At 45.4% G+C, this 25114-nt stretch carries 21 protein-coding genes; 13 read left to right on the top strand and 8 right to left on the bottom strand.

Translation table 11 applies throughout. The features are described 5' to 3' along the window. Nucleotides 1–13 precede the first annotated feature (13 nt). Entirely contained in the window at nucleotides 14–1249 is a 1236-nt protein-coding gene (locus tag H5336_RS21620; RefSeq protein WP_185236526.1) for a tyrosine-type recombinase/integrase, read from the bottom strand. A 252-nt stretch (nucleotides 1250–1501) separates the two neighbouring features. Between H5336_RS21620 and H5336_RS21615 the strand changes: the two genes are divergently transcribed. From H5336_RS21615 to H5336_RS21605, 3 genes are all read left to right on the top strand, one after another. Then, entirely contained in the window at nucleotides 1502–2197 is a 696-nt protein-coding gene (locus H5336_RS21615) for a MaoC family dehydratase (RefSeq protein WP_185236525.1), read from the top strand. 125 nt (nucleotides 2198–2322) lie between these two features. Next, nucleotides 2323–2688: a DUF3302 domain-containing protein gene (locus H5336_RS21610; protein ID WP_185236524.1), complete on the top strand. Its 366-nt coding sequence runs from the start codon at nucleotides 2323–2325 to the stop codon at nucleotides 2686–2688. Further along, a complete protein-coding gene (locus H5336_RS21605) occupies nucleotides 2688–3650 on the top strand; it encodes an HlyD family secretion protein (RefSeq protein ID WP_185236523.1) in 963 nt (320 codons plus the stop codon). The genes H5336_RS21610 and H5336_RS21605 overlap by 1 nt, the downstream gene beginning before the upstream one ends. Before the next feature lie 124 nt (nucleotides 3651–3774). On the opposite strand, the gene H5336_RS21600 is transcribed toward H5336_RS21605, so the two are convergent. Next, entirely contained in the window at nucleotides 3775–4440 is a 666-nt protein-coding gene (locus tag H5336_RS21600) for an outer membrane protein (protein WP_185236522.1), read from the bottom strand. Between the two features lie 516 nt (nucleotides 4441–4956). Here H5336_RS21600 and H5336_RS21595 point away from each other — a divergent pair. The 6 genes from H5336_RS21595 (at nucleotide 4957) to H5336_RS21570 (ending at nucleotide 9415) form a co-directional block, all read left to right on the top strand. Beyond that, on the top strand, nucleotides 4957–5568 hold the full coding sequence (locus H5336_RS21595; protein WP_185236521.1) for a hypothetical protein: 612 nt from the start codon (nucleotides 4957–4959) through the stop codon (nucleotides 5566–5568). Nucleotides 5569–5789: 221 nt separating this feature from the next. Further along, nucleotides 5790–6278 carry a phosphate-starvation-inducible PsiE family protein gene (locus tag H5336_RS21590; RefSeq protein WP_185236520.1) on the top strand — a complete coding sequence of 163 codons (489 nt, stop codon included), beginning with the start codon at nucleotides 5790–5792 and terminating at the stop codon, nucleotides 6276–6278. Nucleotides 6279–6288: 10 nt separating this feature from the next. Then, nucleotides 6289–7215: a hypothetical protein gene (locus H5336_RS21585; protein WP_185236519.1), complete on the top strand. Its 927-nt coding sequence runs from the start codon at nucleotides 6289–6291 to the stop codon at nucleotides 7213–7215. An 18-nt stretch (nucleotides 7216–7233) separates the two neighbouring features. Continuing rightward, a complete protein-coding gene (locus H5336_RS21580) occupies nucleotides 7234–7884 on the top strand; it encodes a DUF3313 family protein (protein WP_185236518.1) in 651 nt (216 codons plus the stop codon). Nucleotides 7885–8024: 140 nt separating this feature from the next. Further along, nucleotides 8025–8681, top strand: a complete 657-nt coding sequence (locus tag H5336_RS21575; RefSeq protein ID WP_185236517.1) for a potassium channel family protein — start codon at nucleotides 8025–8027, stop codon at nucleotides 8679–8681. A 128-nt stretch (nucleotides 8682–8809) separates the two neighbouring features. Continuing rightward, complete coding sequence (locus H5336_RS21570) at nucleotides 8810–9415, top strand: hypothetical protein (protein WP_185236516.1); 606 nt, start codon at nucleotides 8810–8812, stop codon at nucleotides 9413–9415. A gap of 82 nt (nucleotides 9416–9497) precedes the next feature. Here H5336_RS21570 and H5336_RS21565 read toward each other — a convergent pair whose 3' ends face one another. After that, the gene (locus H5336_RS21565; RefSeq protein ID WP_246439522.1) at nucleotides 9498–10913 is read right to left on the bottom strand and encodes a cryptochrome/photolyase family protein; all 1416 of its coding nucleotides are present in this window, start codon (nucleotides 10911–10913) and stop codon (nucleotides 9498–9500) included. Nucleotides 10914–12052: 1139 nt separating this feature from the next. Here H5336_RS21565 and H5336_RS21560 point away from each other — a divergent pair. The 3 genes from H5336_RS21560 (at nucleotide 12053) to H5336_RS21550 (ending at nucleotide 15942) form a co-directional block, all read left to right on the top strand. Further along, the gene (locus tag H5336_RS21560) at nucleotides 12053–12673 is read left to right on the top strand and encodes a DUF3313 family protein (RefSeq protein ID WP_185236515.1); all 621 of its coding nucleotides are present in this window, start codon (nucleotides 12053–12055) and stop codon (nucleotides 12671–12673) included. Between the two features lie 711 nt (nucleotides 12674–13384). Next, entirely contained in the window at nucleotides 13385–15010 is a 1626-nt protein-coding gene (locus tag H5336_RS21555) for a DUF3604 domain-containing protein (protein ID WP_313558246.1), read from the top strand. A gap of 215 nt (nucleotides 15011–15225) precedes the next feature. After that, nucleotides 15226–15942, top strand: a complete 717-nt coding sequence (locus H5336_RS21550) for a tRNA (adenine(22)-N(1))-methyltransferase TrmK (protein WP_185236513.1) — start codon at nucleotides 15226–15228, stop codon at nucleotides 15940–15942. 173 nt (nucleotides 15943–16115) lie between these two features. Here H5336_RS21550 and H5336_RS21545 read toward each other — a convergent pair whose 3' ends face one another. Together H5336_RS21545 and H5336_RS21540 are read right to left on the bottom strand one after the other, a co-directional pair. Beyond that, nucleotides 16116–19172, bottom strand: a complete 3057-nt coding sequence (locus H5336_RS21545; RefSeq protein WP_185236512.1) for an efflux RND transporter permease subunit — start codon at nucleotides 19170–19172, stop codon at nucleotides 16116–16118. 13 nt (nucleotides 19173–19185) lie between these two features. Then, entirely contained in the window at nucleotides 19186–20262 is a 1077-nt protein-coding gene (locus tag H5336_RS21540; RefSeq protein WP_185236511.1) for an efflux RND transporter periplasmic adaptor subunit, read from the bottom strand. Between the two features lie 157 nt (nucleotides 20263–20419). Here H5336_RS21540 and H5336_RS23515 point away from each other — a divergent pair, with 157 nt between their 5' ends. Then, entirely contained in the window at nucleotides 20420–21049 is a 630-nt protein-coding gene (locus H5336_RS23515) for a TetR family transcriptional regulator (protein ID WP_185236510.1), read from the top strand. A 318-nt stretch (nucleotides 21050–21367) separates the two neighbouring features. Here H5336_RS23515 and H5336_RS21530 read toward each other — a convergent pair whose 3' ends face one another. The 3 genes from H5336_RS21530 to H5336_RS21525 form a co-directional block, all read right to left on the bottom strand. Further along, the gene (locus H5336_RS21530; RefSeq protein WP_313558242.1) at nucleotides 21368–23098 is read right to left on the bottom strand and encodes a pectate lyase family protein; all 1731 of its coding nucleotides are present in this window, start codon (nucleotides 23096–23098) and stop codon (nucleotides 21368–21370) included. After that, a complete protein-coding gene (locus tag H5336_RS23685; protein WP_313558240.1) occupies nucleotides 23010–23528 on the bottom strand; it encodes a pectate lyase family protein in 519 nt (172 codons plus the stop codon). The genes H5336_RS21530 and H5336_RS23685 overlap by 89 nt, the downstream gene beginning before the upstream one ends. 792 nt (nucleotides 23529–24320) lie before the next feature. After that, nucleotides 24321–25079, bottom strand: coding sequence for an SDR family NAD(P)-dependent oxidoreductase (locus tag H5336_RS21525; protein ID WP_185236509.1), 759 nt, complete (start codon nucleotides 25077–25079; stop codon nucleotides 24321–24323). Between the last annotated feature and the right edge of the window lie 35 nt (nucleotides 25080–25114).

Here is a 25114-nt window from a genome sequence, read left to right as displayed (position 1 = left end):
CAGTTTGGTAGGGCTAGAGCTTTTTTCGTCGGCCGGAAGCGTGGCGCTCGCGTAAATCACTGTCGATGTATTTGTCAGTGGTTGCCATGCTTGCGTGGCCTGCGTCATCTCGGACATGTTCGCGCGGGCGAATTTTTACATCTTCGGAAATGCCGGTGTGGCGCAGCCAGTGCGCGGTAGCCGAGCGCAGGTCTTGTGAGTCGTCGGCGAAGCCTTCTTTAACCATTTTTTCGTAGGCTTGATCGAACAGCTCTTGGAGTAGGGAGCGAATTTGTCTTGTGCTGGTTACCGCGCCACGCCCGGTTGTTTTGGCCACTAAGGGGGTTCGCTCTCCAGATACAGGGAGTACCGGTAAGTTGAGGAATTGGCGATAACGTTTAAGGGCATTAAGCATTTCGTCAGATACGGTCACAATGCGATTTTTATTGCCTTTACCGGTAACGTGGAACCACCAGTTACCGTCCATATCCCGCTGAAAATCTCCCATGGTGGGGGTAGAGCGTTCATCTGCAACCACTTCGGATATACGCAGGTACATACCGAATAAGCAATTAAGGATAAACAGGCTGCGTTCGTACTTTACAGGGTTTTGTTCGGCTAACTCTTGAGCGAGCTCTTTAAGGAAATCCCACTGAAGGTTTGATATCCGCCGTATAGGTTTTTGTGTTTGCTCTTTTTGAATGAATTTACTTTTTTGCCGAATAAGCGCTACGGGGTTCGCTTCCACCACGCCTTCCTGAATGAGGTACCCAAAGAAGGACGAGAGCACAGAAAAGGTGGCCTTTAGCGCACTTTGAGACAGCTCGTATTGTTCTATCGTTGGTGTAATACCTGCACGTACGAGCTCTTTGTTTATGCTGACGACATAGGGGCGCCAGTCGGGATTGGGTTTACGGTCACCGCCAATCTGTTTGAAGCGCGCCACGTTTTTTAAGCCAATCCAGGCGGCCGGAGGGTTGCGGGCGAATTTTACATAGGCTTCGATGTCTTCTCGTTTTAGCCCGGTAATCGGTAGCTTTCGTACAAACCAGGACCACTGCAGCAGACGTTCCAGCTCGCGACGGTAGGCGCTAAACGTAGCACTACTGCCAATATAGCTGTACAAAAATTTAAGTGAAAACTCATAGTCTGTATCGGCCGCTAAAATAGCTTCCTTGCGGCCAAAGAAAGACGCAATATGGAAGACCTTCTGGTGGAAGGGGTTATCAAGCGTGTCGAAGTTGTCAAATATGGGGGTTGGTGAGTTCAAAGGCGGTCAATTAACGTGAGTGAATTCAACCTATTCTATGGCAAAGTTTCTATATATATCAATAATTTAGCGTAATTAGTTAATGTTTTGGACTGTTTGGATTTGGTTTGCTCGTTAAAACCGCTATGATTACAGCACTTGTTACGGTGGGGATATGCCGTAGAATGCCCAAGTTCGTAACTAATTGCCCTCAACGAGGTTGTTCTAAACCTCCAACTATTACTGGTTTAACTGTAAAAGGGGATTGCTCTGGTGAAACTGGTTAACTTATTGAAAGAAAAGAGCCAGCAGATACAGATCAGCAATGGCGAGTTCATCAAAAAGTGGGAGCCTCAGGTTAGAGAGTTGAAAGAAAACTTTAACCAATCAGTTACTAATTCATTTTCTAACTCATTTGCCAGTGCCTGGTTTTCTAGATTAATGGCGGTAGCCAATGAGGAGCAACATTCCGCTGTAATCCCTACCTCTGAAGTGCTCGAATTAAAGCTGCGGCTACAATCCCGACTTGGCCAAGAAATACATATTGGCGATTGGCATAAGCTAAGTCAGCAAGATATAGACAATTTTGCTGAGGTTACGGGTGACAAGCAGTGGATCCATGTAGACCCGGAGCAGGCCAAACATTCCTCGCCGTTTAAATCGACGGTTGCCCATGGCTTTCTTATCTTGTCGCTCATCCCCAAGCTTCGCAGCCTAGAGGCTTATGCCAGCCTACATTACCCCAACGCACGTTTAATCGTGAATTGTGGGTTGAACAATGCGCGTTTTCTTGCTCCCGTTAAACCTGGCAACGCAATTCGTACCAGAAGCATTTTAAGGGAGTTGGTTGCCAACAAACGCAGCCTGGATATCACCGAAGAGATTCACATCGAAATAGCGCCAAGCAGAAAGGAAGCTTGTACTGTAGAGATGATTACCCGCGTTTACCTGCAATTACCTACCGTTTAAGCCTTGATAGTCGATAGTCGATAGTTGAGAGCACCTCAAATATTTGATTTTAGTCTCTGCCCACACAGCGTCAGAGTCCAAAAGCAATTAATTAGAGGTGACCTAAATAAAATGGAGATAACAAAGTGTTGGATTATGTGGCACTCGTAATATTGATCTTCGCGACTGTAACGATCTTTTACGGCATTATTGTGATTCATGATATTCCGTATGAGATTTCAGTACATCGTAACCATCCACATCAGGACGCAATACACTATGCTGGCTGGATAAGCTTGTTTACATTGCATTTTATTTGGCCTTTTTTGTGGATATGGGCCACGCTTTACCGAGAGGATCGAGGGTGGGGTATGGCCTCCTCTGGGGGCGATAGAGGTGAAAGCCCTGCAAGTATTACAGCGCAAATAAAATTGCTATCTCAGCGGCTGGAGGAGCTTGAAAAAGCGGGTTCTGCTGTAGGCCATAGTGAAAGCGCTGGGGAGGAAAAGTAATGGATTCACTGTTAATCCTCACCTATGCGGCAATTTGTATTGTTCTATTTAAGGTTTTCAAAATCCCCCTCAATAAATGGAGTATACCTACCGCTGTGTTAGGTGGAATTGTATTTATGGGCGGGCTCATTTTAACCCTGAATTACAACCACCCCTACGCTGAAATAAGTAGGCAGTACTTTATATCGACACCAATAGTGCCGCATGTTAACGGCGAAGTAATAGAAGTGGCGGTAAAGGGCCATCATCAATCCTTGGAAAAAGGTGATGTCTTGTTCCGCTTGGACCCTACGCCCTTTCAATACACCATTAAAGGCTTAGAGGCGCGTATAGAATTGGCTAATGCCGATATTGATCGTGCCAACTCTCTATTTCAGCGTAACGCAGGTAGCAAAAGAGATTTTGATTTAGCCACGGCTACGTTGAACGATTTACACGCACAACTTGCACAAGCCAATTATCAGCTAGAGCAAACCACTGAGCGAGCTCCCGCTGATGGTTACGTTACTCAGGTAGCGCTATGGCACGGTATGCGAGCGTCGAATATACCTCAGCGACCCGTAATGATATTTATTGCGACGGACGAGCAGTACCTTATTGGTTGGTTCAGTCAGAATACGATGTTGCGTTTGGAGGTTGGCTCGGAGGCTGAGGTTGCTTTCGATGGTATTCCGGGAACGGTCTTTAGCGCGGAGGTGAAATCTGTTTTACCGGCACTTGCCGAGGGCCAAGTTCAGGCGTCGGGGGATCTGGTTAGCCCGGCAATGGCGCCTTTGGCTGGGCAGATTCCGGTATTAATTCATATCACTGATGAGCGCTTTGAAAAGTATGCCGGGCGGGTTCCGGGCGGCGCATATGCTCAGTCAGCTATTTACTCGAAGCATTTTCATCATATCGCGATTGTGCGCAAAATATTACTGCGTATGTCCGCTTGGGTGGACTATCTGTTCCCATTTCATTAAAAGCTCCCTAAAGGGCATCTAAATTCTGCTCAAAAAAAACCGGAGGAAGTCGTTTAGAGCTTTCTCCGGTAGTCTTTTTGGCTTCAATGAAGCGGTATTTCAACAAAATGTCGGTTACTGCTTCTTAGTAGCTGAATCCAAATTCGAATCGAAACGTATCGATTGAAGTAGAAGAGGTTGAGTTGTTTAGATCCGAATAGCTCGTGTAGTAGCCTACTTTTAGGAAATTTGATCGTCCTACCGGCACCCGCAGCCCAAGGCCAAAGTTGTACGAAAATTCATTTGAGCCGTAGGTTGGTCGATATCCGCTACAAATATACCCCCAGAACGGGTCCCACCAGCAGACATTCGATGGTGGGCCAGATGGAATATTCGTATCGATATAATTCCAGCCAATGCCCGCTGCAACGAACGGAGATAATTCGTTTTCGAGGAAGTAATATTCCCCACCCAGTAAAAGGTTAAAGGTGTCTAGCCTGCCCGATACAATTTCTTCTGTTTTGTCAGCATCGTCAATAATTCTGGTGGCATCGTAACTTACATTGTTCCAAAGAAAATCAACTCTGCCGGCAAGTTTTGAGCTGTAGTTGTAAGCAAAACCGAAACCTATACCTGGGTCTGAATTGATGTCAGCCTTGGCGCCACCTTCAAAATCGATGGTTTGACTCTGGACATAGGGCAATATAAAAATGGCCTCACCAGAACCTACACGCCTAGCTTGTGTGCTAGAGCTCCAAAAAATGGCTAATGCGATGCACATTAGGGCGGGTTTATAAAAACGTTTATGCATTGTGTTCTCCGTAGGGGGGAAGTAGAAGCTGAACTTGTTGTCTGGTTCCCCAATCAGCTTAAAATGTGGAAGTTTAACGATGATTCACCAGCGTGGCAAAACTAAATCATGCTTTCTTGTTGGTTGGCACGAGATTACCGGTCGTATTAGTCGCTTTATAACGCTCCGTAGGGTAAAGCTTCAAGTAACCGTGGCGCTCCATTGGGTAGCATGAACAGGTTCAATGTTGTTGTGAAGCGCGGTTGTTAATTTAGCCTGTGGCGGTAATTTCGGTAATTTCGGTAATTGAAATCCTGGTAGATCGAAGCGCAAAGCTCGAATCATAGGCGAGGGTTATGAACGCTACCTTCGTGTAATGTAGAATATCCATCCCATATTTTTTGTTGGTGAGTTTCTAGTTACGGAAAATACTAGCGGGGTGCACTGAAAATGAATTGTTGAAACAGGCTAATAACGCTGGTTCCTGTTGCCAGTATCAAATGTATAATCACATTCGGACCAAATTTAGGATTAACCATGCTCTCATTTAAAGCCTTAGCTATTTTTCTATTGGCTGTTTTGTTTACCGCCTGTACCAGCCCTAACCCATCGAGCGAAGAAGACGATATTCGCGCCAAGCAAGCCTATTCTGCTGCGGCTACAAAAAGTCCAACGTTTAGCCCCTTAGTTGGTGATACTTTTAGCTGGTACGAAAACGGCATTATATGGTCTGTTCCAGAAGGTGAGCCTGATGCAAATATGCTTATTTCCCACATGATGGGGCAAGTAAAAGAACTGTTGGAAAAGCGTGGTTACCGTTTTACCACAGACGCTTCTAATGCCACCTATGTGTTAGGCCTCGCAGTACTCGATAACCAGGTGGAGTCTTCTAAGCGTGTATCCCAATTTTTTCAGGTAGCGCCTGGGATGAATGCTGCTGAGCAAGACCGTACGGCTACCGTTATAGCCGCTGTGGCGAAGAATAATGCATGGGTGCTTGAGTCGGGTAGCCAGGCAATCCGAAATAACCTCCTGTGGCGATCAAGTGTAGAGGCCTTCGTTATTGAAGGGTTGGAACCTGAGGAACGCTTGCGGCGAATAGATAGGTTGACCCAGGTGCTTATGGGTAGTTTCCCTTCGGGGAAGTAGCTTGTATCCGCGGTACGGTAATTCAGGAAAAGATAGATAGGGCCCACGCGCTAAGTGTATAGACCTGCGTTTGTTGAATAGGATATGCGTGAAGGGCAAAAATGATCGCCGTATAGGCTGCCTAGCTGAATAGTGAAAAATTGCGATATAAACGTTTGCGGTATATAAGCGTATTACGTCAGTAGCACTCGGAAAAAAATACATAATTAGGGGATGGATAGATGACAGAACGTTTTTTTCGCGAGGTTTACCCTCGCTTCGAGCGCTTGATTACACTTGTAATGGCCGTTTTACTGATGATTGCCATTACGTATGCGGCGGTTATGTTTACAATCGTTTTACTTAAAACTGTCGTGGATGTTCAGCCTATAGTGGCCCTTTTTTCTGAAGGGCAGAAAATAGCGGAGCCGATTGGACGATTACAGACAGGTCTTTACCATGTTTTTGGCGGTTTTCTACTGGTTTTGTTGGGGATTGAACTAATAGGTACTGTTAAGTCATTTGCTGAAAATAGCAGTATCAAAATGGAGGCAATTTTAGCTATCGCTATAATTGCAACTTCGCGTCATCTCATCACGCTTGACTATCACCACTCGGACCCGCTAACTATTTTTGCGGCAGGTTTTGTTGTGATATGTTTGGTTGGAGGCTATTTTCTCGTAAAGCTAAAGGTCGGTAGAGATGGACCTACTACCAGCGAAAACCAATAGGGTAAATTTTGTGAAATTTTGGCGTTGTGTTTTTTGTTTTTCGATAGTGGTTGTAACAGCTCGCGCCCATGCTGTTGGTGAGAATATTATCGATGCTGTAATGCGCAGTGATTTTGTTTTTGACCGGAATGTTTCGAATGTCCCGTTTTTCCCTGTTGGTTATTTGGGGGGGAATGTTCAAGGTGGCATAGAGTTGGAGGACTGTGGGCCGGAAAGCTGCGAACTTTCACTTCAAAACTATTCCCATGCGCTGGGTTTACCGGTGTGGGTGGGCCAAAAGAACATGATTTTGCTCGGCGAGACCCTCGACTACGAGACAATAGAATTGAACGTTCCCGGAGGTGAAAACCAAAAACGCACGATAAAAACGGCGGGTGGCATGCTGGCTTGGGTTGGCCAGCCTAGTACGTCGATTCAGGTGGGCGCGTTCTATTACTACTATAGCGGTTTCGATTTTGGCAAGTCTATTGATCATCCTTGGGGAAGTATTGGTGGAGGGGGATTTCGTTATCGTCATCGTCCCACATTCCATACCTACTGGGGCTTAGTTGGTATCAACGAGCAATCTATGCAAACATATATCCCGTATATTGGTTTCGATCTGTATTTGGGTAAAAAATGGAGCGTGAGTGCACTCCTACCCTGGCCTGCCATTTCATATGCCCCCAATAAGCACAGCATATACAGATTGGGCGCAATTTATTCGACTAGTCAGTGGGTTGCAGATGGTGAAACTGAGCTTGACGTAAAAAGTATTAGCCAGGTTAATGTAGGGCTTTCGTACGAGCGGCAATTGTTTAGCATGCTTTGGGGGGAAGTCGGTGCTGGGTATTCAGGTTTTGGTCGTTACTCGATTGAAGAGCAGGGTAACGTCGAATTCGAACAAAATATAGCATCTACACCCTTTATTAAAATGTCCCTAAATATTCGTCCATAGGTTTTTGGAGATTCATGCATGAAAATATTATTTTTAGTTATTACTTTGTTTTTGGTGTCTTGCACAAGTACTCCCGAGTTTGTTGCTGGCGAATCGGCACCAAATCACCCTCAACTAAGCCGGGTAGAGGGGGCTGGTTTTGACGAGCTTTACGTATTGTCTGGGGATGTGTTTGCGCGCTACAGCAAGTTGTATTTGGCTGATCTCAACCTAAGCACTTTAAAAATAGATGATCGACGCTTAAATTCCGGTGATAAATGGGCGTTGACCGAACAAGATCATGCCTCGTTACAGCGCGGGTTTAGAGAAACGGCGGAAAAAACATTTACCGGTGATAAAAGTCTTTCCATTGCAAAAGGGGTGGGCGAAGGTACGTTATCCGGAGAGTTTGTTTTTACCGATTTCTATCCGTCAGCGTCTAAAGATAGAAGCAATGATCGTAGTTCAGGCGAAAAGATATTCACTCACAGCGTAGGGTACGTAAAAATGGTTATAAAGCTTACGGACGCATCCACAGGAGAGTTGGTTGCATATGCTACGCATGAGGAAGAGGTGGGCGATAGCATGTATCTGGAGCGCAATGACCGAATGAACAACATTAGGAAGATGAAGTTGGCTTTTAGTAAGTGGTTTAAGGCGATAGATAATGTTGCTAGCACCCTGAAGTGATTTTTTGAGCCCGTCGAAATTACTGTATTTAGTTGTTGCCTGTGTCATATGCCTGTCAGTGTTAGCTAGGTGAGTGACGCTAGAGTAAGCTCCACCGTTTCGAAATTTTAACGATAGACGTTACAAGAATGCCCTTAAAATTGAAAAAAGATATTAATTATTCCTACCTGTTTTTCGGGCTTCTGCTTGTTTTGCTGGCAATGCCGTTGGTTGTGGAAACACGGTTGTTGTCCAGTGCGCCGCTGGTGCAGTTTGTTTTCTGCGCAATGTTGATTGTTAGTGTTTGGAGCCTCTCCGATGTTGTTTATGTGACGATAATTGGGTGGGGGTTGGCAGCAATGGCATTATTCATAACGACTGCCAGTATGTTTACTTCAGCTCCGCCAGTTATATATCTCAACTTTGTACTTTTAGCTTTTTATGTGTTTACTGTTTGGTTGGCACTTTCAGATGTGCTTGGTGGAGGTGAAATAAACCGCAATCGCATAGTAGGTGCTATTTGCGTGTATCTTTTGCTCGGCGTTCTTTGGGGGCAGGTTTATATAATTACGCATCATTATCTACCAGATGCTTTCTCTGGTATTGGTTCGATTAATAAAGGTGCCATGTTTTTCGAATGTACCTACTTTAGTTTTGTAACGCTTACAACGTTAGGTTTTGGGGATATAGCGCCTCAAAGACCAATTTCGCAGGCGTTGGTTATACTCGAGGCATGTAGTGGTGTGATGTACTTGAGTGTATTGATTGGCCGTTTAATAGGAGAGCACCTTAAGGTTAATGGCACCTCTGCTGAATGATTTTAACCAGAGGTTAAGATCAATTAATAACGGTACCTTTTAAACGCAAAGTGCGTTCAGTTTAATTGTTGGCGAGATCAGGAAAGTTTCGTTTTTATTTTTGTTTCACTGTTATGGAGATATTCAGCATGCGAAAGCTATTGTTGCTGTGCCTTTTGTGCTTGTCGTCAACAGCGGTTGCCTCAAACTATGGGTTTCTTAATGGTTCGGTTTTCTCCGGGTTGAATAAGGATGAAGTGGCAACAATAAAAAAATCTGCCAGAGAAACACTTGAAGCTGTTAAAGATCTTGAGTCTTTACAGTGGAAACATCCCAGTGGGTTGAGAGGCGTGTTCGAACCAAAGTTTAGCTATCAAATGAATGGCGAGCAGTGCCGACGGATACGGTTTGCGTTAAAAAAAGGCGAAAATAGGGCCGAAATATATCATTTCGATCTCTGTAAAAGAGCTGATAAGTGGAAGGTGGTTGAGGCTGCAACCAGTAATTTTTCAAAACAAGATTGGCAGTACCTTAAGGGTGAGCTAGATTACACACTAGAAAATGGGGCCGATAATAGGCCTTTTTCCTGGCGACTCCCGAACAAAAATATAAAAGGTGTATTTGTGCCAATGGCAGAAGTTAATTCCTGTCGAGCCATCTCGATAACCGTTTTTGATAGTAACGATAGAAGTTCAGATGGCGTTTACACATTTTGTCGAAACTCTCAGTCAGTTTGGATGCGTAAATCCAGTTGATTATTGGGGGTGGCCTATCAATAACGGTATAAATTGGTGGTTTCAGTAAGACGTCTAAGCCTCGAATTGAGGTGCCTCAACTTTATCTTCTTATACTTTGGAAGGCATCAAGCGCTTCAACTCTTGATGTTTTAATGTCGACAATAGGGTTAGGGTAGTTTACCCCTAGCTCTACGCCAGCGGCCTGCAATGTTGAGTCAGGCGCTAGCCATGGGCTAAACAGTAGCTTGTCGGGCAGATTCGCCAGTTCCGGTACGAAACGACGTGTGTAGGCACCGTCTGAGTCAAACTTTTGCCCCTGTGTCACCGGGTTAAATATACGAAAGTAGGGGGCAGCGTCTGCTCCGCACCCGGCTATCCATTGCCAGCTTGCACTATTGTTTGCGAGGTCGGCGTCTAGTAGACAATCCCAAAACCATTTGGCGCCGTAGTGCCAGTGAATCAAAAGATTTTTAACGAGAAAAGAACCTGTAATCATTCTTACTCGGTTGTGCATATAGCCAGTTTGCCACAGTTCACGCATGCCAGCATCGACGATTGGGTAACCTGTTTTACCTTCCTGCCAGGCTTTCAGTAATCGCGCATTATTTTTCCATGGAAATGCATCAAACTTAGATTGCAGGTTGTTGTGTGTAATCGTCGGAAAATAATACAAAAGAGCGTGGGAAAACTCTCTCCAACCTAATTCACTTTTAAAGCAATCTTCGTTTTCTCCTGCCGCTAACGCTTGTATGTCATGCCAGATTTGATGGGGGGATAGCTCGCCCCAATGCAGATGAGGAGATAAATACGAGACGTTTTTTTTATCGGGAAAATTGCGCCCTTCTTTGTAGTCCTTTATTCCACTTTTAATAAACACCTTGGTTCGCTTTCGCGCACCGGCTTCACCGGGCTGCCAATGAGTTTTGAATTGTGCGTCCCAGGGGATTTTTGGCAGAAGGTTAAGTGCAGAAATATCCAAAGAGTTGTGAGGGCTATCCTCCAGTTTGAGCTTCGGTTTTTTTACGGGTGTACGCGGTTGAATAGCGCTAGAGCACGCATTTCGATAAAACGGAGTGAACACCTTATAAGGTGTTCCATCGCGTTTTAAGGTTTCCCACGGTTCCCATAATAACGATCCATTAAAGCTATTAGAATCAATATTTTTTTCGGCAAGTAATGCTTTTATTGTTTTATCCCTTTGTATGCGCCACGGTTCGTAGCTACGATTCCAGTGAACGGAGCAGTTGGCAAAACTCCCTGCCAGATTGGGTATAATGTGTTTGGCATCACCCTTGTAGATGTGTAGTTGCCCATTGAGCTGTTTGTTAAGCTCCTCAAGCGAGTGATGAAGCCACCAGCGGCTCGCAGAGCCATATTGATTCTTACCCGGACTGTCATCATCAAGCACAAATACAGGCAATACCCGGCCCTTTGCTGCTGCTTCAACAAGTGCGGGGTTGTCGGTGAGTCTCAGGTCTTTTCTAAACCACATTATGGCGATATGTTCAGGGTTCATCACTTTTATAATATTTGAGAAAGAATATGGAAGCTGAAGCCTTGTAAGTCGTAAAGCTTGTTTGGTTGTTACGCACAAAGCGAAGTATTGGATTACATTGAAAGTAAATATAAGCTGCACGCAGGAAAGTCTGTAGGCGGGGTTCCAGGCACCCAATAGATCGCAGGACTGTCTATGGGGAAGGGCAAGTGCAAGTGTGAGCAGCTGGAGTAGCTGATGCTAGAGCCTTAGGTCGGGCTAGAGTGTAGTGTGGGTTGCATTGATTGACCCTTGAAAAGGGCTTGTGCGTTACTGATGCCCTAAGGTTGCAACGGTACATTATGTGCCCAACTGTTGCTGGTAGCTGACTTTAGGTGGGCTACGGCTTGGGGTTTTGCAGTGGCCGTGGCTAACAATTCCATTCCAGTGCACGGCTTAAGCGCTAGAGCACTATCAAACCCAACAATAAAGCAGTCAATGGCAATCCGGAGCAGTACCCAACACGTATGGATAGATTACCGTTAGAGGGGCGGGAACCAACGGGCTAGTCCGCTTGGCTGTTCCGCAAGGTAAAAATGCGATGGCTCTATGCCCCAGCTATTGTGGTGATTGGGGCTATTCTCATCATTTATTTGTGGTTATTACAGGGGTGTCTGTTGATTTCGATGGATTATAAAAGGCTGAAGACCGCTTGCTGGTGATCAATAATTTGCGCGCCGGATATTCTTCGGATTAAAGGTGTCTTTCGCATACGGGTTAGGTTTATTGAAATTGAAATAGGACGGGGTAAGAAGTGCTTGTTATAATTGCCTTTTGATCTTTGGCTTTAAGTTTGCTCTGGCGGTTTGCTAAGTAGCCGTCAATCGCTTTTCGAATGCTGCATTTTGCTACATTGGCGCTCGGGAGCGTTTAATGAGCGTGGCGCTTATTCTATTCTTGCTTTTCAGGCTTCAGCTTAATTGAAGGCGAGCGTGTGATTTGCCCAATTCTTAGTGTGCTGTTAGCTGTATTGATGGGGTAGGTGGTATGAATGTACGTATGTATGAACGTATGTATGAACGTAAGTACCTAGAATACAGGAAATACCAAAGCCCATGATAATATCGAAGTTTCTAATAAAAATAGTTTGGTTATTAATTTGTAAACAAGGAGTAATGAATATGCGAAACACCTTTGGTGTGATAAAAATGGCGATCCGCGCCATGACATTATTTGTTTTGGTAGCGCTGCCGCTAATGGCCTCCAGCGCACAGGCAGATGTTTCTATTGAATATGTTCGTCCGGGAATGGATTTGAACAAGTACAGCGAATTTGTGGTTTCCCCGCTCGATTTATCTGACCAGAATGTGGTTCCGCCACCCTGGGCAGAAAACAATAAGCCACACAAGTGGGTGATCAGCGAGAAGAATATCAGTTATATGCGCAGTGTATATCTTGAAAGTATATCCGCTGGTTTATCGGAGAGTGGTAAATACAAGGTTGTTGAACAAGCTTCGGCAAACGCAATGCTCGTTGATATTAAAGTTGTTCGTTTAACACCCTGGGCAAAGCGTGGAGATAAGTCTGGCGTTACTCAGGGGTCTGGCGAGATTAAATTTGAAGTGCGATTGCGGGATGCACATACAGGCGACCTCCTAACGCTAGCGGAGGGAGTTCAAAATATAGGCAAAAATGTTCAAGAAAATACACGACTTAACCACGAACATAACTTGAAAGAACATTTTCATCAGTGGGGTAGTACCTTAAGCAGCGCACTAACAAAGAATCAAGCATCTAAGTAAGTTCTAAACACGATATTGCAGGTTTTTTTTGCAGTGTCGTGTTCTATTTATGATTGAGGGTAATTGCAGCGTGTAGAGTTGATTTTCCAGCCTATTTTTCGGGGTAATAAATGGAAATAAAGTCTAACCTCTTATTTATGGGGCTGCTCTATGGTAGATGTAAATAAATTTTTATAAAACTCTGTGCTTCAAAAAGGTCTGCGTTCCGGCATTTTCTTTACTGAAAAAGAACTGTTCCCCCCTTTGCGGCTTACGTTTTAAAGCTCTTAGGCTAAGGGTTTAGCTTGGCATTATTAGTGTTTCTGTTGAAATGCATTATTATTCCGGAGCTAGTAACGGTATGTGTAACCTCAGGTGTCGATGGATACGTATAAACGCTTACGTCTCCGTATTCATTGGAAATACTTCTTGGGCGAATACTGTTGGATATTCAAGTTTTCAGTGGGGGTACATAGAATATGTGAATATCAAGGGTTCAGTGCCAGCAACGGGAAAGGCGCAAACGAAGATGAGTCTGTTTGTGTTACGCTATTTTCACAAGCTTGCTAGGAAAACCCCTCAGCTTTATACCGGAGATGTAGACATAAGCGGCCAAAATTAACAAGTGAAGTGAAATAAGTGTATTTTGTTTATGGTTACGTACGACCCATATGCCGGTCGGTACAATAGGGAGGCGGTAGTATTTCAGGGAGGCGTTAGTATTTCAGGGAGGTGTTAGTATTTGCGAAGGGCGAGTCAATGATGGTTAACGGGCAAATACACAACATTGTTAAACCTTTGGATTTTGCAGCAGTTACCGATCACTCTGAGTTTTTGGGTGAAATGTATTCAACGTTGGTCGAAGGTTCGCCGGGTCATGGGCAGCCGGAACTAGTAGAGCTGAGATCTCTCGATAATTTTGAAGACCAAGAAGCTTGGTTTCTTAAATACGTTGTCTCAAATAATCGTTCAGGTTCACCACAGCATACGCCGTTTTACCCTGGCGATGACGTTTTCAAAATGGGCTGGCAAGTTATTATTGATGCGGCAATAGAACATTACGAGCCGGGAAAGTTTACTACGTTGCCAGCATTTGAATGGAGTGCAGCACCTAAGGGTGGGAATATGCACCGCAATATTATTTTTCGAGACCTTAAATTGCCGCACATGCCAATAAGCTCGATTGATACCAGTGATGAAGAAGTCGTTTGGGGCTGGCTTGAAAAGCAAGAGCAGCAGGGTTCGACATTGTTAGCCATTCCGCATAACTCGAATGCCAGTAAGGGGTTGATGTTTGAGCCCGTGGATAATAAGGGAAAACCGCTAACGGGCGAGTATGCAAAGCGTCGAGCAAAGTGGGAGCCGCTTATAGAGATGATGCAAATAAAAGGAAATTCCGAGGTCAATCGCAAACTTTGGCCGGCCGATGAATTTGCAGATTTCGAAAATGCCGATAGCATGACAAATTACAGTGGGCGGAGCTTTGCAAAAGAAAACTTTGTACGCTGGGCCGTTATCAAAGGATTGGATTTTCAAGCTAAGCTGGGTAGCAACCCTTACAAGTTGGGCTTTGTAGGCGGTACGGATAGCCATAATGGTACGCCGAGCGATGTTGTGGAAGATAATTATATTGGTAGCCATGGTGCCGCTGACAACTCTGTGGAGCGCAGGCGTGAGGGCGATATTGGCGGATGGATAATGGCCAAAGATACAAGCCCTGGAGCGATGACGGGCGTGTGGGCACCCAAAAATACGCGCGGTGCAATTTACGATGCGCTAAGAGCTAGAGAAACATTTGCGACTTCTGGTACGCGTATACAACCAAGGTTCTTTGCGGGTGAGCATCTGCAACAGCGCAATAATTCGGTGAGCCTAGTTGAAAATGGCTACAAACATGGTGTACCGATGGGCGGCACGCTCCAGAAAAGTAAGCGCGCGCCGGGCTTTAATGTTTATGCGAGTAAGGATCCCGACGGGGCTAATTTAGACCGTATCCAAATCATTAAAGGCTGGGTAAATGAAAAAGGGGAGCCGCAGGAGCGGATTGTTAATGTGGTTTGGTCAGATAATCGAGAGCTGAATGAGGATGGTTCATTACCAAAGGTAGGCAATACGGTTGACATTGCGCGGGCTGAATACAGTAATTCAATCGGTAGTAGCGAACTGATTGGGTACTGGAAAGACGACAATTTTGATCCTCAGCAATACGCGCTGTATTACATGCGGGTGCTGGAAATCCCAACGCCTCGTTGGAGTACTTACGATGCTGTAAAAAATAATTTGCCGGTGCTTGAAGATGTACCGAAGACGGTCCAAGAGCGGGCTTGGACATCCCCCATTTGGTATGCGCCTCAATAGCTAAAGCTACGATAGGTTACTGCTTGTAGGCGACGTTTAAAGTCGCCTTTGTAGGTTACTTTTTTGTGCGTGAAAAACATCTGCTCTTGCTTATGAAGCTAACCTACGGTCATTTAAGTTATTGGCCCGCTTGGTGAGCAGCCTTTACAGGCTAAAAGCTGCAACCCTCAGAGACCCTTACGCTTAACCAGAGGCTCCCTAAACTAAAAATAGTTATGACACAGAAAATCGTTCGGCGTCTAGGTGAACGCTTAGATCACATATTTCGGTGGGTCGATTCTGCTCAGCCGTATGACACTATTTGGGATTTATGTTGTGACCACGGTCGATTAGGTTTGCATTTACATAAAAAGCATTTGAATGCATATGTATACCTTGTTGATAAAGTTGCTGCCATCATCGATCAGGTAGTGGAGGATTTTGGTTATTTAGATGATGGTCGATTGAGTTTTATAACAGCGGATGTCCGTGAGTTGGAGGCGTTAGAGGTCGTACCGCAGAAGCGCACTTTGATCATTATTGCCGGCGTTGGCGGCAACAGTTTGATAACAATGCTTGAGGGTGTTTTGACTCGTTTAGGCGGTGAGGTGGCCCTTGATTTTATGTTGAGCCCGAATTGCCAAACGTTTGAGTTGCGCGAATTTCTGCGTAGCAGACCTTTTTGTTTGATTGATGAAGCCTTTGTCACCGAGAAAAAGTTTAGTCACGAGCATTTTTGGGTGCGTTATGACAGTCGTCGCTCTTCTATTGGAGAGGGTGCTCTTACTGAGTGTGTGCCAGTGTCTACTATTGGAGACGGTTTATGGAAAGAAATGACGGATACCAAGCGCGCCTATGTTCGTAAGCTATTATGTCATTACCAGCGTATGTTGGATAACCGCAATTCGACATTAGCGGGCGCGGCCATTAAAGCATACACGCGTTTGCTGTAAACTTAATTGCGTTTGTTTTTTCGTAGAAATAAACGCATGAAAAAAGTAAATACTTTATCCTCGATTGGGTTGAACCCTTTAGTGTTTATGTGGCTCTCACAGTATGTGGTAACGATTTAGTGGGGGCTTGCCGCGAATAACAGGTTTCGAAAATCCCACTCCAGTATGTATGATTACTCTTTTACGTGATAGAAAAGTGCGAATAATACGGGTACTACAATGAGTGTGAGTATTGTCGCAAACCCCAACCCTGTCATAATCGTTACGGCCATAGGTTTGAAAAACACATCTGAAAGTAACGGGATCATCCCCAGTATGGTAGTGATTGCGGCCATCGTGACGGGCCGTAAACGACTAATGGCGGCGTCGGTGATTGCGTCGTGCCAGTTCGTTTTCTCCTCTTCGTTTAACCTTTTTATTTCTTCTACTAGTACAATACCATTTTTAATTTGCATACCGATTAAGCTTAAAACCGCCAGTAGTGCGGTAAAGCTAAAGGGTGCACCGAAGAGCAGTAGGCCGTAGGCTACACCTACAATTGCCAGTGGTACGGTAATCCAGATAACCAGTGTTTGTTTTAGCGAATTAAACATAAATACAGTGATAATAATCATTACCAGTAGACCTAATGGCACAAATTTAAACACGGCCTTATTCGCTTTTTGCTGGGCTTCGTATTCTCCACCCCATTCAAGACTGTAGCCCGGTGGAAGAGATAGTGCTTCAGTGGGGCCTTTTAACTTTGCAAGTAGAGCAAAGGGGTTACTGTTTTCGCTTGGGTCCGCGAGTACCGATAAAGTACGTTTTCGATCCTGGCGTTTAATAATTGGGTCTTCCCAGGTCAAATGGGTACCCAGTAAAAATTGACCGGCATCCACATACTCACCCGTCATGGTGCTGTAGACCTGTACCTGAGTAATTTGCTTAATGCCCTCGCGTTCATGTTGCGGGGGGCGCAATATAATTGGTAAAGAATCGGAGCCATTTCGAAGCGTACCCACGTTTTCGCCGATTAAGGTTCGCTTTATAGCGGCATCTAAATCGGATTGACTAATACCCAAGCGCCTTGCCGCCGCTGCATCCATTAAGGGCTCAACAACTTTTGTACGTTCACGCCAGTCTTGGCGTACATTCATCGCATCCGGATCGCTGTTAAAGAGTTCGATGATCTGACTACCAATTTTACGCAGTACGGCCGTATCTGGCCCCATAATTCTGGCTTCAATTTTAGCTGCTGTTGATGGCCCGACGCTCTGAAGTCGGAAACGGGCAAATGCTTGAGGATATTTTTCACGCACAATTTTTCGAGTGTTTTCTAGCACTAGACTAACGTCTTGATAGCTATGGGTTTGCACCAGTAGTTGTGCGTAGCTGGGAAACGCCTTTTCCGGAGCATAGGTAAGCATAAAACGTGTTGCGCCGGCTCCTATGGTCGATGTTACTTGCCTAACTTGTTTCATTGCGAGCACATCGTGTTCGAGTGCAGTAATGTCTTCTTCGGTGGCATGAATGCTGGAGCCCTCTGGAAGCCAGTAATCCACCATAATTACGGGTAGGGAGCTGTCGGGAAAAAAGGCTTGCTTAACCTTGGTAAATGAAAATAGAGCCGACATTAATAACGCGGCCATCACAAGCATTGTTAGCCAGCGGTAATGCAAGGTCATATGCAGGATGGCCTTGTAGGCTTGGTAGATAATACCTTGGTAGGGGTCGACGGTTTTTTCGTCTGCGTTGATTTGACCTTTTGGTTGCTCTTTAAACATTAAGTAGCAGAAAAACGGTGTTAGGGTTACTGCAAATACCCAACTGAGCAATAGTGAAATAAGTAAAACCCAAAAAAGACTGCCCGTAAATTCACCACTAGCGTCGGGGGATAGCCCTATAGGGGCGAATGCGGTAATGGCAATAAATGTTGCCCCTAATAATGGCCAGCGTGTATGGCTTACGGTTTTTGTTACCGCTTGCAGGCGGGTGGCGCCGCGCTGCAGGCTAATCATAATGCCTTCGGTAATCACGATGGCATTGTCCACTAACATCCCTAGGGCAATTATTAGTGCACCCAATGAAATACGGTGTAGATCGACATTGTATATATTCATTATGATAAAGGTGCCAGCGATGGTTAGCAGTAACACCACGCTCATAATAATGCCCGGTCGCCATCCCATGGTGAACATTAATACGACAACCACTACAACCACAGCCTGTAGCAAGCTAATAAGAAAGCTATTTACCGATTTTTCAACTTCTTTTGGCTGGTTATAAATGGAATTAACATCCATGCCAATGGGACGCTGGTATTCGAGTTCGTTTAGCCTAGCATCGATACGTTCCCCAACCTCCACTACGTTAACCCCGGCGGTAAATGATACCCCCAAGGTAAGTGCTGGTGAACCGTTAAAGCGATATAGGTGGCTCGGTGGGTCTTGAAACCCCGCTGAAAGATTTGCAACATCGGACAGGTACACTAACTGTCCATTTATACTGCCCAGTAAAATACCCGCGAGGCTCTCTAGGCCTTCTGGGCCTTTAATTTTTGTGCTAACACGTAAATACTCGGAGCCCACCTGTAGATGGCCCGCATCGTTAACTAAGTTTTCGCTTTTTAGTAGTTCACGAATGGTATCGGTAGAAAATCCAGAGGCCGCAAGTTTAGACCGGCTCACTTCAATATAGACTTGCTCTACACGCTCACCACCTACCGAGACTTTACCTACGCCATTTATCAATACTAATTCGCGCCGTAAGAGGTCGGCATAGTTCGATAGCTCTTTGTAATTAAAGCCCTCACCGGCTATGGCGATAAACACACCGTATACATCACCAAAGTCGTCGTACACCATTGGCGGAGAGACACCGGTTGGCAAAAAAGGTTTTAAGTCACTAATTTTTCGTCGCATCTCATCCCAGATTTGCGCCAGGTCGTCTTTTCGATAGACGCTTTTCATTTCTACCTCTACCTGCGACAGTCCGGCACTGGTTGTCGATTTTATTCGGTAGACATAGGGCAACTGCTGAATGGCATTTTCGATGGGTAATGTGACTTCTTCTTCCACCTCTAGGGCCGAAGCTCCCGGGTATTGCGCAACAATTACGGCTTGTTTGATGGTGAATTCGGGGTCTTCTAACCGCCCAAGCTCGAGGAAAGACAGAACTCCCCCGCCGACCAGTAGTATGACTACCATCCAGGAGACGGTGACATTTTTAATCATATATTCTATGGATTTCATGCCAGGCTCCCCATTAAAGGCCGCGCTCTTTGATCATGGGGCGAACTTTCATTCCCTCCTGAATATAGGTAACACCAACGGCAATAACGGCATCGTTAACCGTTAGGCCGTCGAGGACTATGATTTTACTGCCTTGAATACTGGCTACCGTAACCGCTTGTTTATGTGTTGCGCCGGTGTCGTCTACGGTCCAAACAAAGGTTTGCTCGGCTTGTTCAAATACAGCTGAAATGGGTACCAATACGCCTTTTTTAAATTCATCCCGCATGAGGTGGGTTAAATCGGTTTCTACGGTTACTGCCATACCTGGTAGCACCGGAATTTCGGTTACTGTTGGCATACTGTAAACAACACTGTATGTGCGGGTTAATCTGTCTGGTGTAGATTCATATTCTTTAAAGCAGGCTTTAAAGGTTTTTTCTGCAAATGCGTTGAAGCGTACCTGGGCACAAAGGATTGATGGGTTATCGATACGTCGAAGCTTGCCGAGCAGGCTTTCGGGGATGCTAAACCGCACATCTAGTGAGTTTTGCCCGCGCAATTCCATAACGGTTTGAAATGCGTTTACGACTTGATGGTTTTCGGTTTGTACATTGGCTACTACGCCGTCAAAGGGTGCGGTTAGGTGGGTATGCTTTAGGTTATGTTCCGCCAGTGAAAGCGCTGCTTGTGCTGCGTCGAAATTGGCGGCGACTTGATCGACCTGATCTTCGCTCACATGATTGTGTTTACGCAGCTTCATAACCTTATCGTATTGGGATTTAGCCAGACTGTATTTTGCACGCCTATCCTGAACCGTGTTGCGGTAGTCGGCATCATCAAGTTCAGCGAGGAGGGCACCTTTTTTAACCTCCATGCCGGGCAAGGCCGGTAACGATTCCAATAAGCCTCCAACACGGAAGGCTAGGTCTGATTTAACCGATGCTTCAACGGTACCCGGGAAGATCCTAAGCGGGTTTTCACCCAAAGGTTCGACAAATACTATTTTTGCCGGGCGCACGATGGCGGCTGAATCAGCTGTTGTGGTTTCATCAGAGCACCCGGTGAAACAAGCGATTCCAATACTGGCCAATACAAAAAGCCTATACATGTGGACTATCTACCTCACAATAAATTTGAGCTGACAACAACTGCGCTAGGAATGAACCAAGGGTAGCTGATTAACACCGCGCCTGAATGTTTACAAACATACATGAATGTATAATAATAGACAAGTTCAAAAACCAATCAGCGAGAGGTGCCCTGTTATGGCGCGGCGCACAAAAGAGGATGCAGAAAAGACGTATCACGCGTTATTAGACGCGGCGATACAGCTTTTTAGTCAGCAGGGGCTAGCTAAAACCACGCTCAACGATATTGCCTCTGCAGCGGGTATGACTCGTGGTGCCGTATATTGGCATTTTGAAAATAAAGATGCTGTGATTAAGGCCCTTTGGGAGCGCTCAGCTAGCCATCTGCAGCAGCAAACAATTCAATCTTTGCAGCAGCTTTCTGCGGTTAACCCACTGGAGGATTTCGTCAGTATTTTAAAAAGCATGCTGCAAGATGCCTTTAGCGACCCCAGTCTAAATCAGGCGTTGCGTATAATTTTCAGCAGTATGGAGTTCACCAACAGCGATACCGAGCTGCAGACGTTTTTGCTCAATAAGCGCAATATGGTGTATAGCGCATTGAACATGGCAGTCATCGCGCTTAAATCGCAGGATTTGTTCAAAGAAGAGCTGGATGTAGCTCTTATTACTAATGGTACCTGGGCTTTTATCATTGGTATATTGCGTACTCATTTGGAGCCCGAAAATGCGTCAATAGGTATCGCTAATCAATGTGATGTGCTTATTGACCAGTGGATTGGCGCTATTACACGCGATAAACCATAATTTACCATCGGCGGAACATACCTTATTAGAGGTTTGCTATAGGTATCTTAAAGCATTTTTCTTTTTTGCAGTGCAGTCTTGCACTTTCCGGCTAGGCGGTTGATATTTAACGGGCGGGTCGGTTTGGGTTTGGCAGGGTATTGCTGCCGGTAGTTTTCACCGGATACTAGATTGTTGGGGTAGATTATATCGCCGCGGTGAACTCAGCTGAACAGGGATTTGAGATAGGGTAAGGCCTCTGGCAACCTAACTTCAGGCCGCCAGAGACGAAGCTATTCACAAAGCTATTTTGAACTTAAGCTTCTATTTAAGCGGTAGCTAAGGTGTACAGGAGGTTGCTGTTGCATCGGGTCCTGTCACTTCCAGATAGTCTACGTTCCCTAACCCTAACCCTAACCCTAACCCTAACCCTAACCCTAACCCTAACCCTAACCCTAACCCTAACCCTAACCCTAACCCTAACCCTAACCCTAACCCTAACCCTAACCCTAACCCTAACCCTAACCCTAACCCTAACCCTAACCCTAACCCTAACCCTAACCCTAACCCTAACCCTAACCCTAACCCTAACCCTAACCCTAACCCTAACCCTAACCCTAACCCTAACCCTAACCCTAACCCTGAACCTTGATTCGCTTGAAGGCGCAGCAACTTGTGGCCGCTACCCAAGTTTAAAGTAACGGAAGTTGTTGCCCAAGAGGTCCAGCTGCCCGTGCCTACAAAATCCTCTGTGGAAACAGACGAGCCATTTACACTGAGTACGCCCGAACGATTGGTGGATGAGCCGTTGGCAAATCTCCAGCGAATGGTATAGCTACCTGCTTCTCCGTTCACAGCCCAATCAATACCATTGCCACTGGCATTGGCTGTATTGGCAAAACCGGCACCCGTATATCCACTGCTATTGTTGTCGACAGAGCCGTCAACACCACAGAACCCGGTATTGTTTTCTTGAATGGTTGCCGTAACGTTGGCAACACTACTGGAGGAAGAGGAGCTGCTCGAGGAGGACGAATTACTGGAAGAAGAATTGCTGGAAGAAGAATTGCTGGAAGAAGAATTGCTGGAAGAAGAATTGCTGGAGCTAGAGGAACCTATGGTGCCTGCGTAGGTTTCAAATTCCGCCACAGTAGATGTACCACTAGACCTGTTAATAACGAAATTAATCTTACTTAAGCTAACAGAAGAGAAGCTGATAACACCCGCGCCAGAGCCAGAGGCTAGTACTGCACCTGTGTCGTTATTCACTAACTGCCAATTGCCGATGTTGCCTTCAAAGCCTGCGGCTTCAATAATATTTGCTGAGCTAACGGTAGTGCTGGAATCCCACTTGACTGATACGCGCCCAGTGGAGCTGTTGGGTTCCCAGTAGGTGCTGAGATTGCCATCGCGTACGCTTCCGTAACTGGTGCCGCTTAGCTTACTAGAACCATCAGAACCAGCACCAATACTCAAGTTTGATCCTGCCGGTACACTTGTACTGCTTGAAGAGCTGCTTGAAACAGAGGAGGAGCTAGAAACACTGCTGGAAGAACTGCTTGAGTTGGAAGACGTTACAGCACAAGACACGTCGGAAGTGAGCATGCCATTATTAGTACCTGCAGTAGTAAGCACGATTTGTGGTACACAACCGGCGTCATCCAACTGATATCCGTAAGGAATTCTAATAGACGTAGTGGGTGAGGGGTTTGGTCCGGCGGGGTGATTCTTATCACCATCGGCTGTCCAGGTTACGGTTTCGGTGAAAATATTGCCACTTATATCCCAGTAACCCCTATCGTTAGTATAGAAAGTGCCAATAGGGTCTTTCGCATTTTCGAAATAATTATTCTGGGCTTTCATTTTTCCGCCGATACGCGGGTTCATACCAGAAGAATTGATTCCGTTAAAGTAGTTGTTGTACGAGTGTGCAGTCGCAAAGCGCAGCAAGGGTGTACGGGAATCAATGTTGTAGTAATAGTTATGGTGATAGGTTATTGGGCGCGTCATCGTCATCGTCATCGCCATCGCCATCGCCATCGCCATCGCCATCGCCATCGCCATCGCCATCGCCATCGCCATCGCCGGAGCCGACAAAACCGCCACGGCCAGAGTTTTTCAGAATACTGTAGGAAAGGGTTATGTATTTGGTGTTGTTCTTTATATTGAACAAGCCATCGTAACCTTCGCTTTCACCACCAAATGCTTCGAGTGTTAAGTGGTCGACCCATATATTGAAAACGTCGGCTTCCATACCAATGGCATCACCACCGTTGGAGGTCGTACCGTTAGATTTTTTAACGTCACGGATGTGTAAGTTTTGCAGAATAATGTTGGACGACGCTCGAACGTGAATGCCAATTTCATCAAAAAGTTCGCCGCCGCCAACACCTACGAGGGTAATATTACTGATTTCTTTCAGTTCAATTGCACCGTCAGCCGTGTTACAGCTACCGCTTGCCTTAGCAGTGTTACTTGGAGTGATAGTCCCCTTAATCATCAATGATGATGGGCGTATTGTCTGAAGCTCGATTACATATGGCTTCGTGAATTTGAGTGCCTGTGGTCGCGCGAACAACGGAACCGCCCTGACCACCGGTTGTGCCGCCGTTTTGGGTGGCAAAGCCTGTTGCAGCTTGAATTGAGCCGGAGGCAAATACAAGCCCGGCTGCGCAGGTAAGCGCACTGAGATATTTTTTTATTATTGTAATCCTGAATTTCTCTTTTTATTGGAAGAGTCAGGCCCATAAAGTGTGGATACCCGGGCTGACTAGCGGTAGAGATACAAAGGGTAGGAAGCTCTGTATGCTTCAAAGGAAACGGTTTTTATTGTGGGTTAGACCATGAATATTTCGGCTGAGCGAAAGTATTGTAGGGCTATCGCAATTGGTATTTCCTTTGGTTAGGCCAGTCTAACGTAAAACGGGGTGCTGTAAACTCAGGCGAAGTAATAAAAAAACTATTGCTAATTTTTTTCTAAATTTGAAAATGTAATAAGTTAATCTGTGATGCAATGTGTATTTATACTGATTTTATAAATGAATTAACTATTAATCGTTCTTTTTTTTTAATCAAATCTTGTGGTCATACCATTACAGTTGTTTGATTGGTTGCTAGGTGGATAGATTGGTAAACCAAAGGAAATAAAATATGCGCGATTGGCACGCATAATTTTTAGTTGGTACAAAACGGTGGGCGCTTTAGTTTTTAATTGGCAACATTAAATAAACTACGTAAGTGGTAGTGTCTAATGTTGCTTCCCGAAGGTGTTATGAAATAGAGGTGCTCTGAGTTATTCTGAGCGACTGACCGTCAGTGGGCCCCAAGCTTGGCATACAGGCATAACTTCTAAGCTGTTGATGTTTACGTGCGCGGGTACCGACGTGACCCACTCAATTATTTCTGCTATATCTTCTGCTGTAAGAGGCTTTGCATCTTTATAGATTTTATCTGCTTTGTCTTTATTTTGTTTAAAACGGACGACTGAAAATTCTGTTTCTGCCATGCCTGGGCTTATCTCGGTTACCCGAATATTTGTGCCGAGTAAATCTGCTTTTAATCCGCGTGTAAATTGTTGGACAAATGCTTTAGTGGCGCCGTAGGTATTGCCTCCAGGGTAGGGCCAGCTGCCAGCGATGGAGGCGATGTTGATAATGTGGCCACTATTACGGGCCACCATACCGGGAAGGAAGTAACGGGTGACGCGGAGTAATGCCGTAATATTGGTATCGACCATGGTTTGCCAGTCGCAAAAATCGGTTTTGTCGGCCGATTCAATCCCGAGAGCCAAACCCGCGTTATTGACTAGAATATCTATTTCTGAAAATTCATGGGGCAATGAATCGAAGCACTTTTTAACGGCGTTGCTTTCGGTAACATCTAGTTCTGCAGTAAAAATACGTTGTGGATCTGGCAGGCTTATTTTTAGCGTTTCGAGTTTATCTATGCGTCTAGCTAAAAGCACTAACCTATAACCCTTGGCGGCAAACCTTTTAGCGGCAGCGGCACCAAAGCCGGAAGACGCGCCGGTAATTAATACAGTTTTCGTCATTTTTTTCTCCCCAAAATAAAAACCTCTGGAGTGCT

This window comes from Teredinibacter franksiae (assembly GCF_014218805.1).
In the GTDB taxonomy this organism is placed as follows: Bacteria; Pseudomonadota; Gammaproteobacteria; order Pseudomonadales; family Cellvibrionaceae; genus Teredinibacter; species Teredinibacter franksiae.
Note: the sequence above shows the minus strand (reverse complement) of the source record. Positions and strands in the feature narration are given on the sequence as shown.

Coding starts and splice junctions, on each gene's coding strand:
- H5336_RS21605 (WP_185236523.1), top strand. CDS start 2,688: ATGGATTCACTGTTAATCCTCACCTATGCGGCAATTTGTATTGTTCTA.
- H5336_RS21600 (WP_185236522.1), bottom strand. CDS start 4,440: ATGCATAAACGTTTTTATAAACCCGCCCTAATGTGCATCGCATTAGCC.
- H5336_RS21595 (WP_185236521.1), top strand. CDS start 4,957: ATGCTCTCATTTAAAGCCTTAGCTATTTTTCTATTGGCTGTTTTGTTT.
- H5336_RS21590 (WP_185236520.1), top strand. CDS start 5,790: ATGACAGAACGTTTTTTTCGCGAGGTTTACCCTCGCTTCGAGCGCTTG.
- H5336_RS21580 (WP_185236518.1), top strand. CDS start 7,234: ATGAAAATATTATTTTTAGTTATTACTTTGTTTTTGGTGTCTTGCACA.
- H5336_RS21570 (WP_185236516.1), top strand. CDS start 8,810: ATGCGAAAGCTATTGTTGCTGTGCCTTTTGTGCTTGTCGTCAACAGCG.
- H5336_RS21565 (WP_246439522.1), bottom strand. CDS start 10,913: ATGAACCCTGAACATATCGCCATAATGTGGTTTAGAAAAGACCTGAGA.
- H5336_RS21560 (WP_185236515.1), top strand. CDS start 12,053: ATGCGAAACACCTTTGGTGTGATAAAAATGGCGATCCGCGCCATGACA.
- H5336_RS21550 (WP_185236513.1), top strand. CDS start 15,226: ATGACACAGAAAATCGTTCGGCGTCTAGGTGAACGCTTAGATCACATA.
- H5336_RS21545 (WP_185236512.1), bottom strand. CDS start 19,172: ATGAAATCCATAGAATATATGATTAAAAATGTCACCGTCTCCTGGATG.
- H5336_RS21540 (WP_185236511.1), bottom strand. CDS start 20,262: ATGTATAGGCTTTTTGTATTGGCCAGTATTGGAATCGCTTGTTTCACC.
- H5336_RS23515 (WP_185236510.1), top strand. CDS start 20,420: ATGGCGCGGCGCACAAAAGAGGATGCAGAAAAGACGTATCACGCGTTA.
- H5336_RS21530 (WP_313558242.1), bottom strand. CDS start 23,098: ATGGCGATGGCGATGGCGATGGCGATGGCGATGGCGATGGCGATGGCG.
- H5336_RS23685 (WP_313558240.1), bottom strand. CDS start 23,528: ATGATTAAGGGGACTATCACTCCAAGTAACACTGCTAAGGCAAGCGGT.
- H5336_RS21525 (WP_185236509.1), bottom strand. CDS start 25,079: ATGACGAAAACTGTATTAATTACCGGCGCGTCTTCCGGCTTTGGTGCC.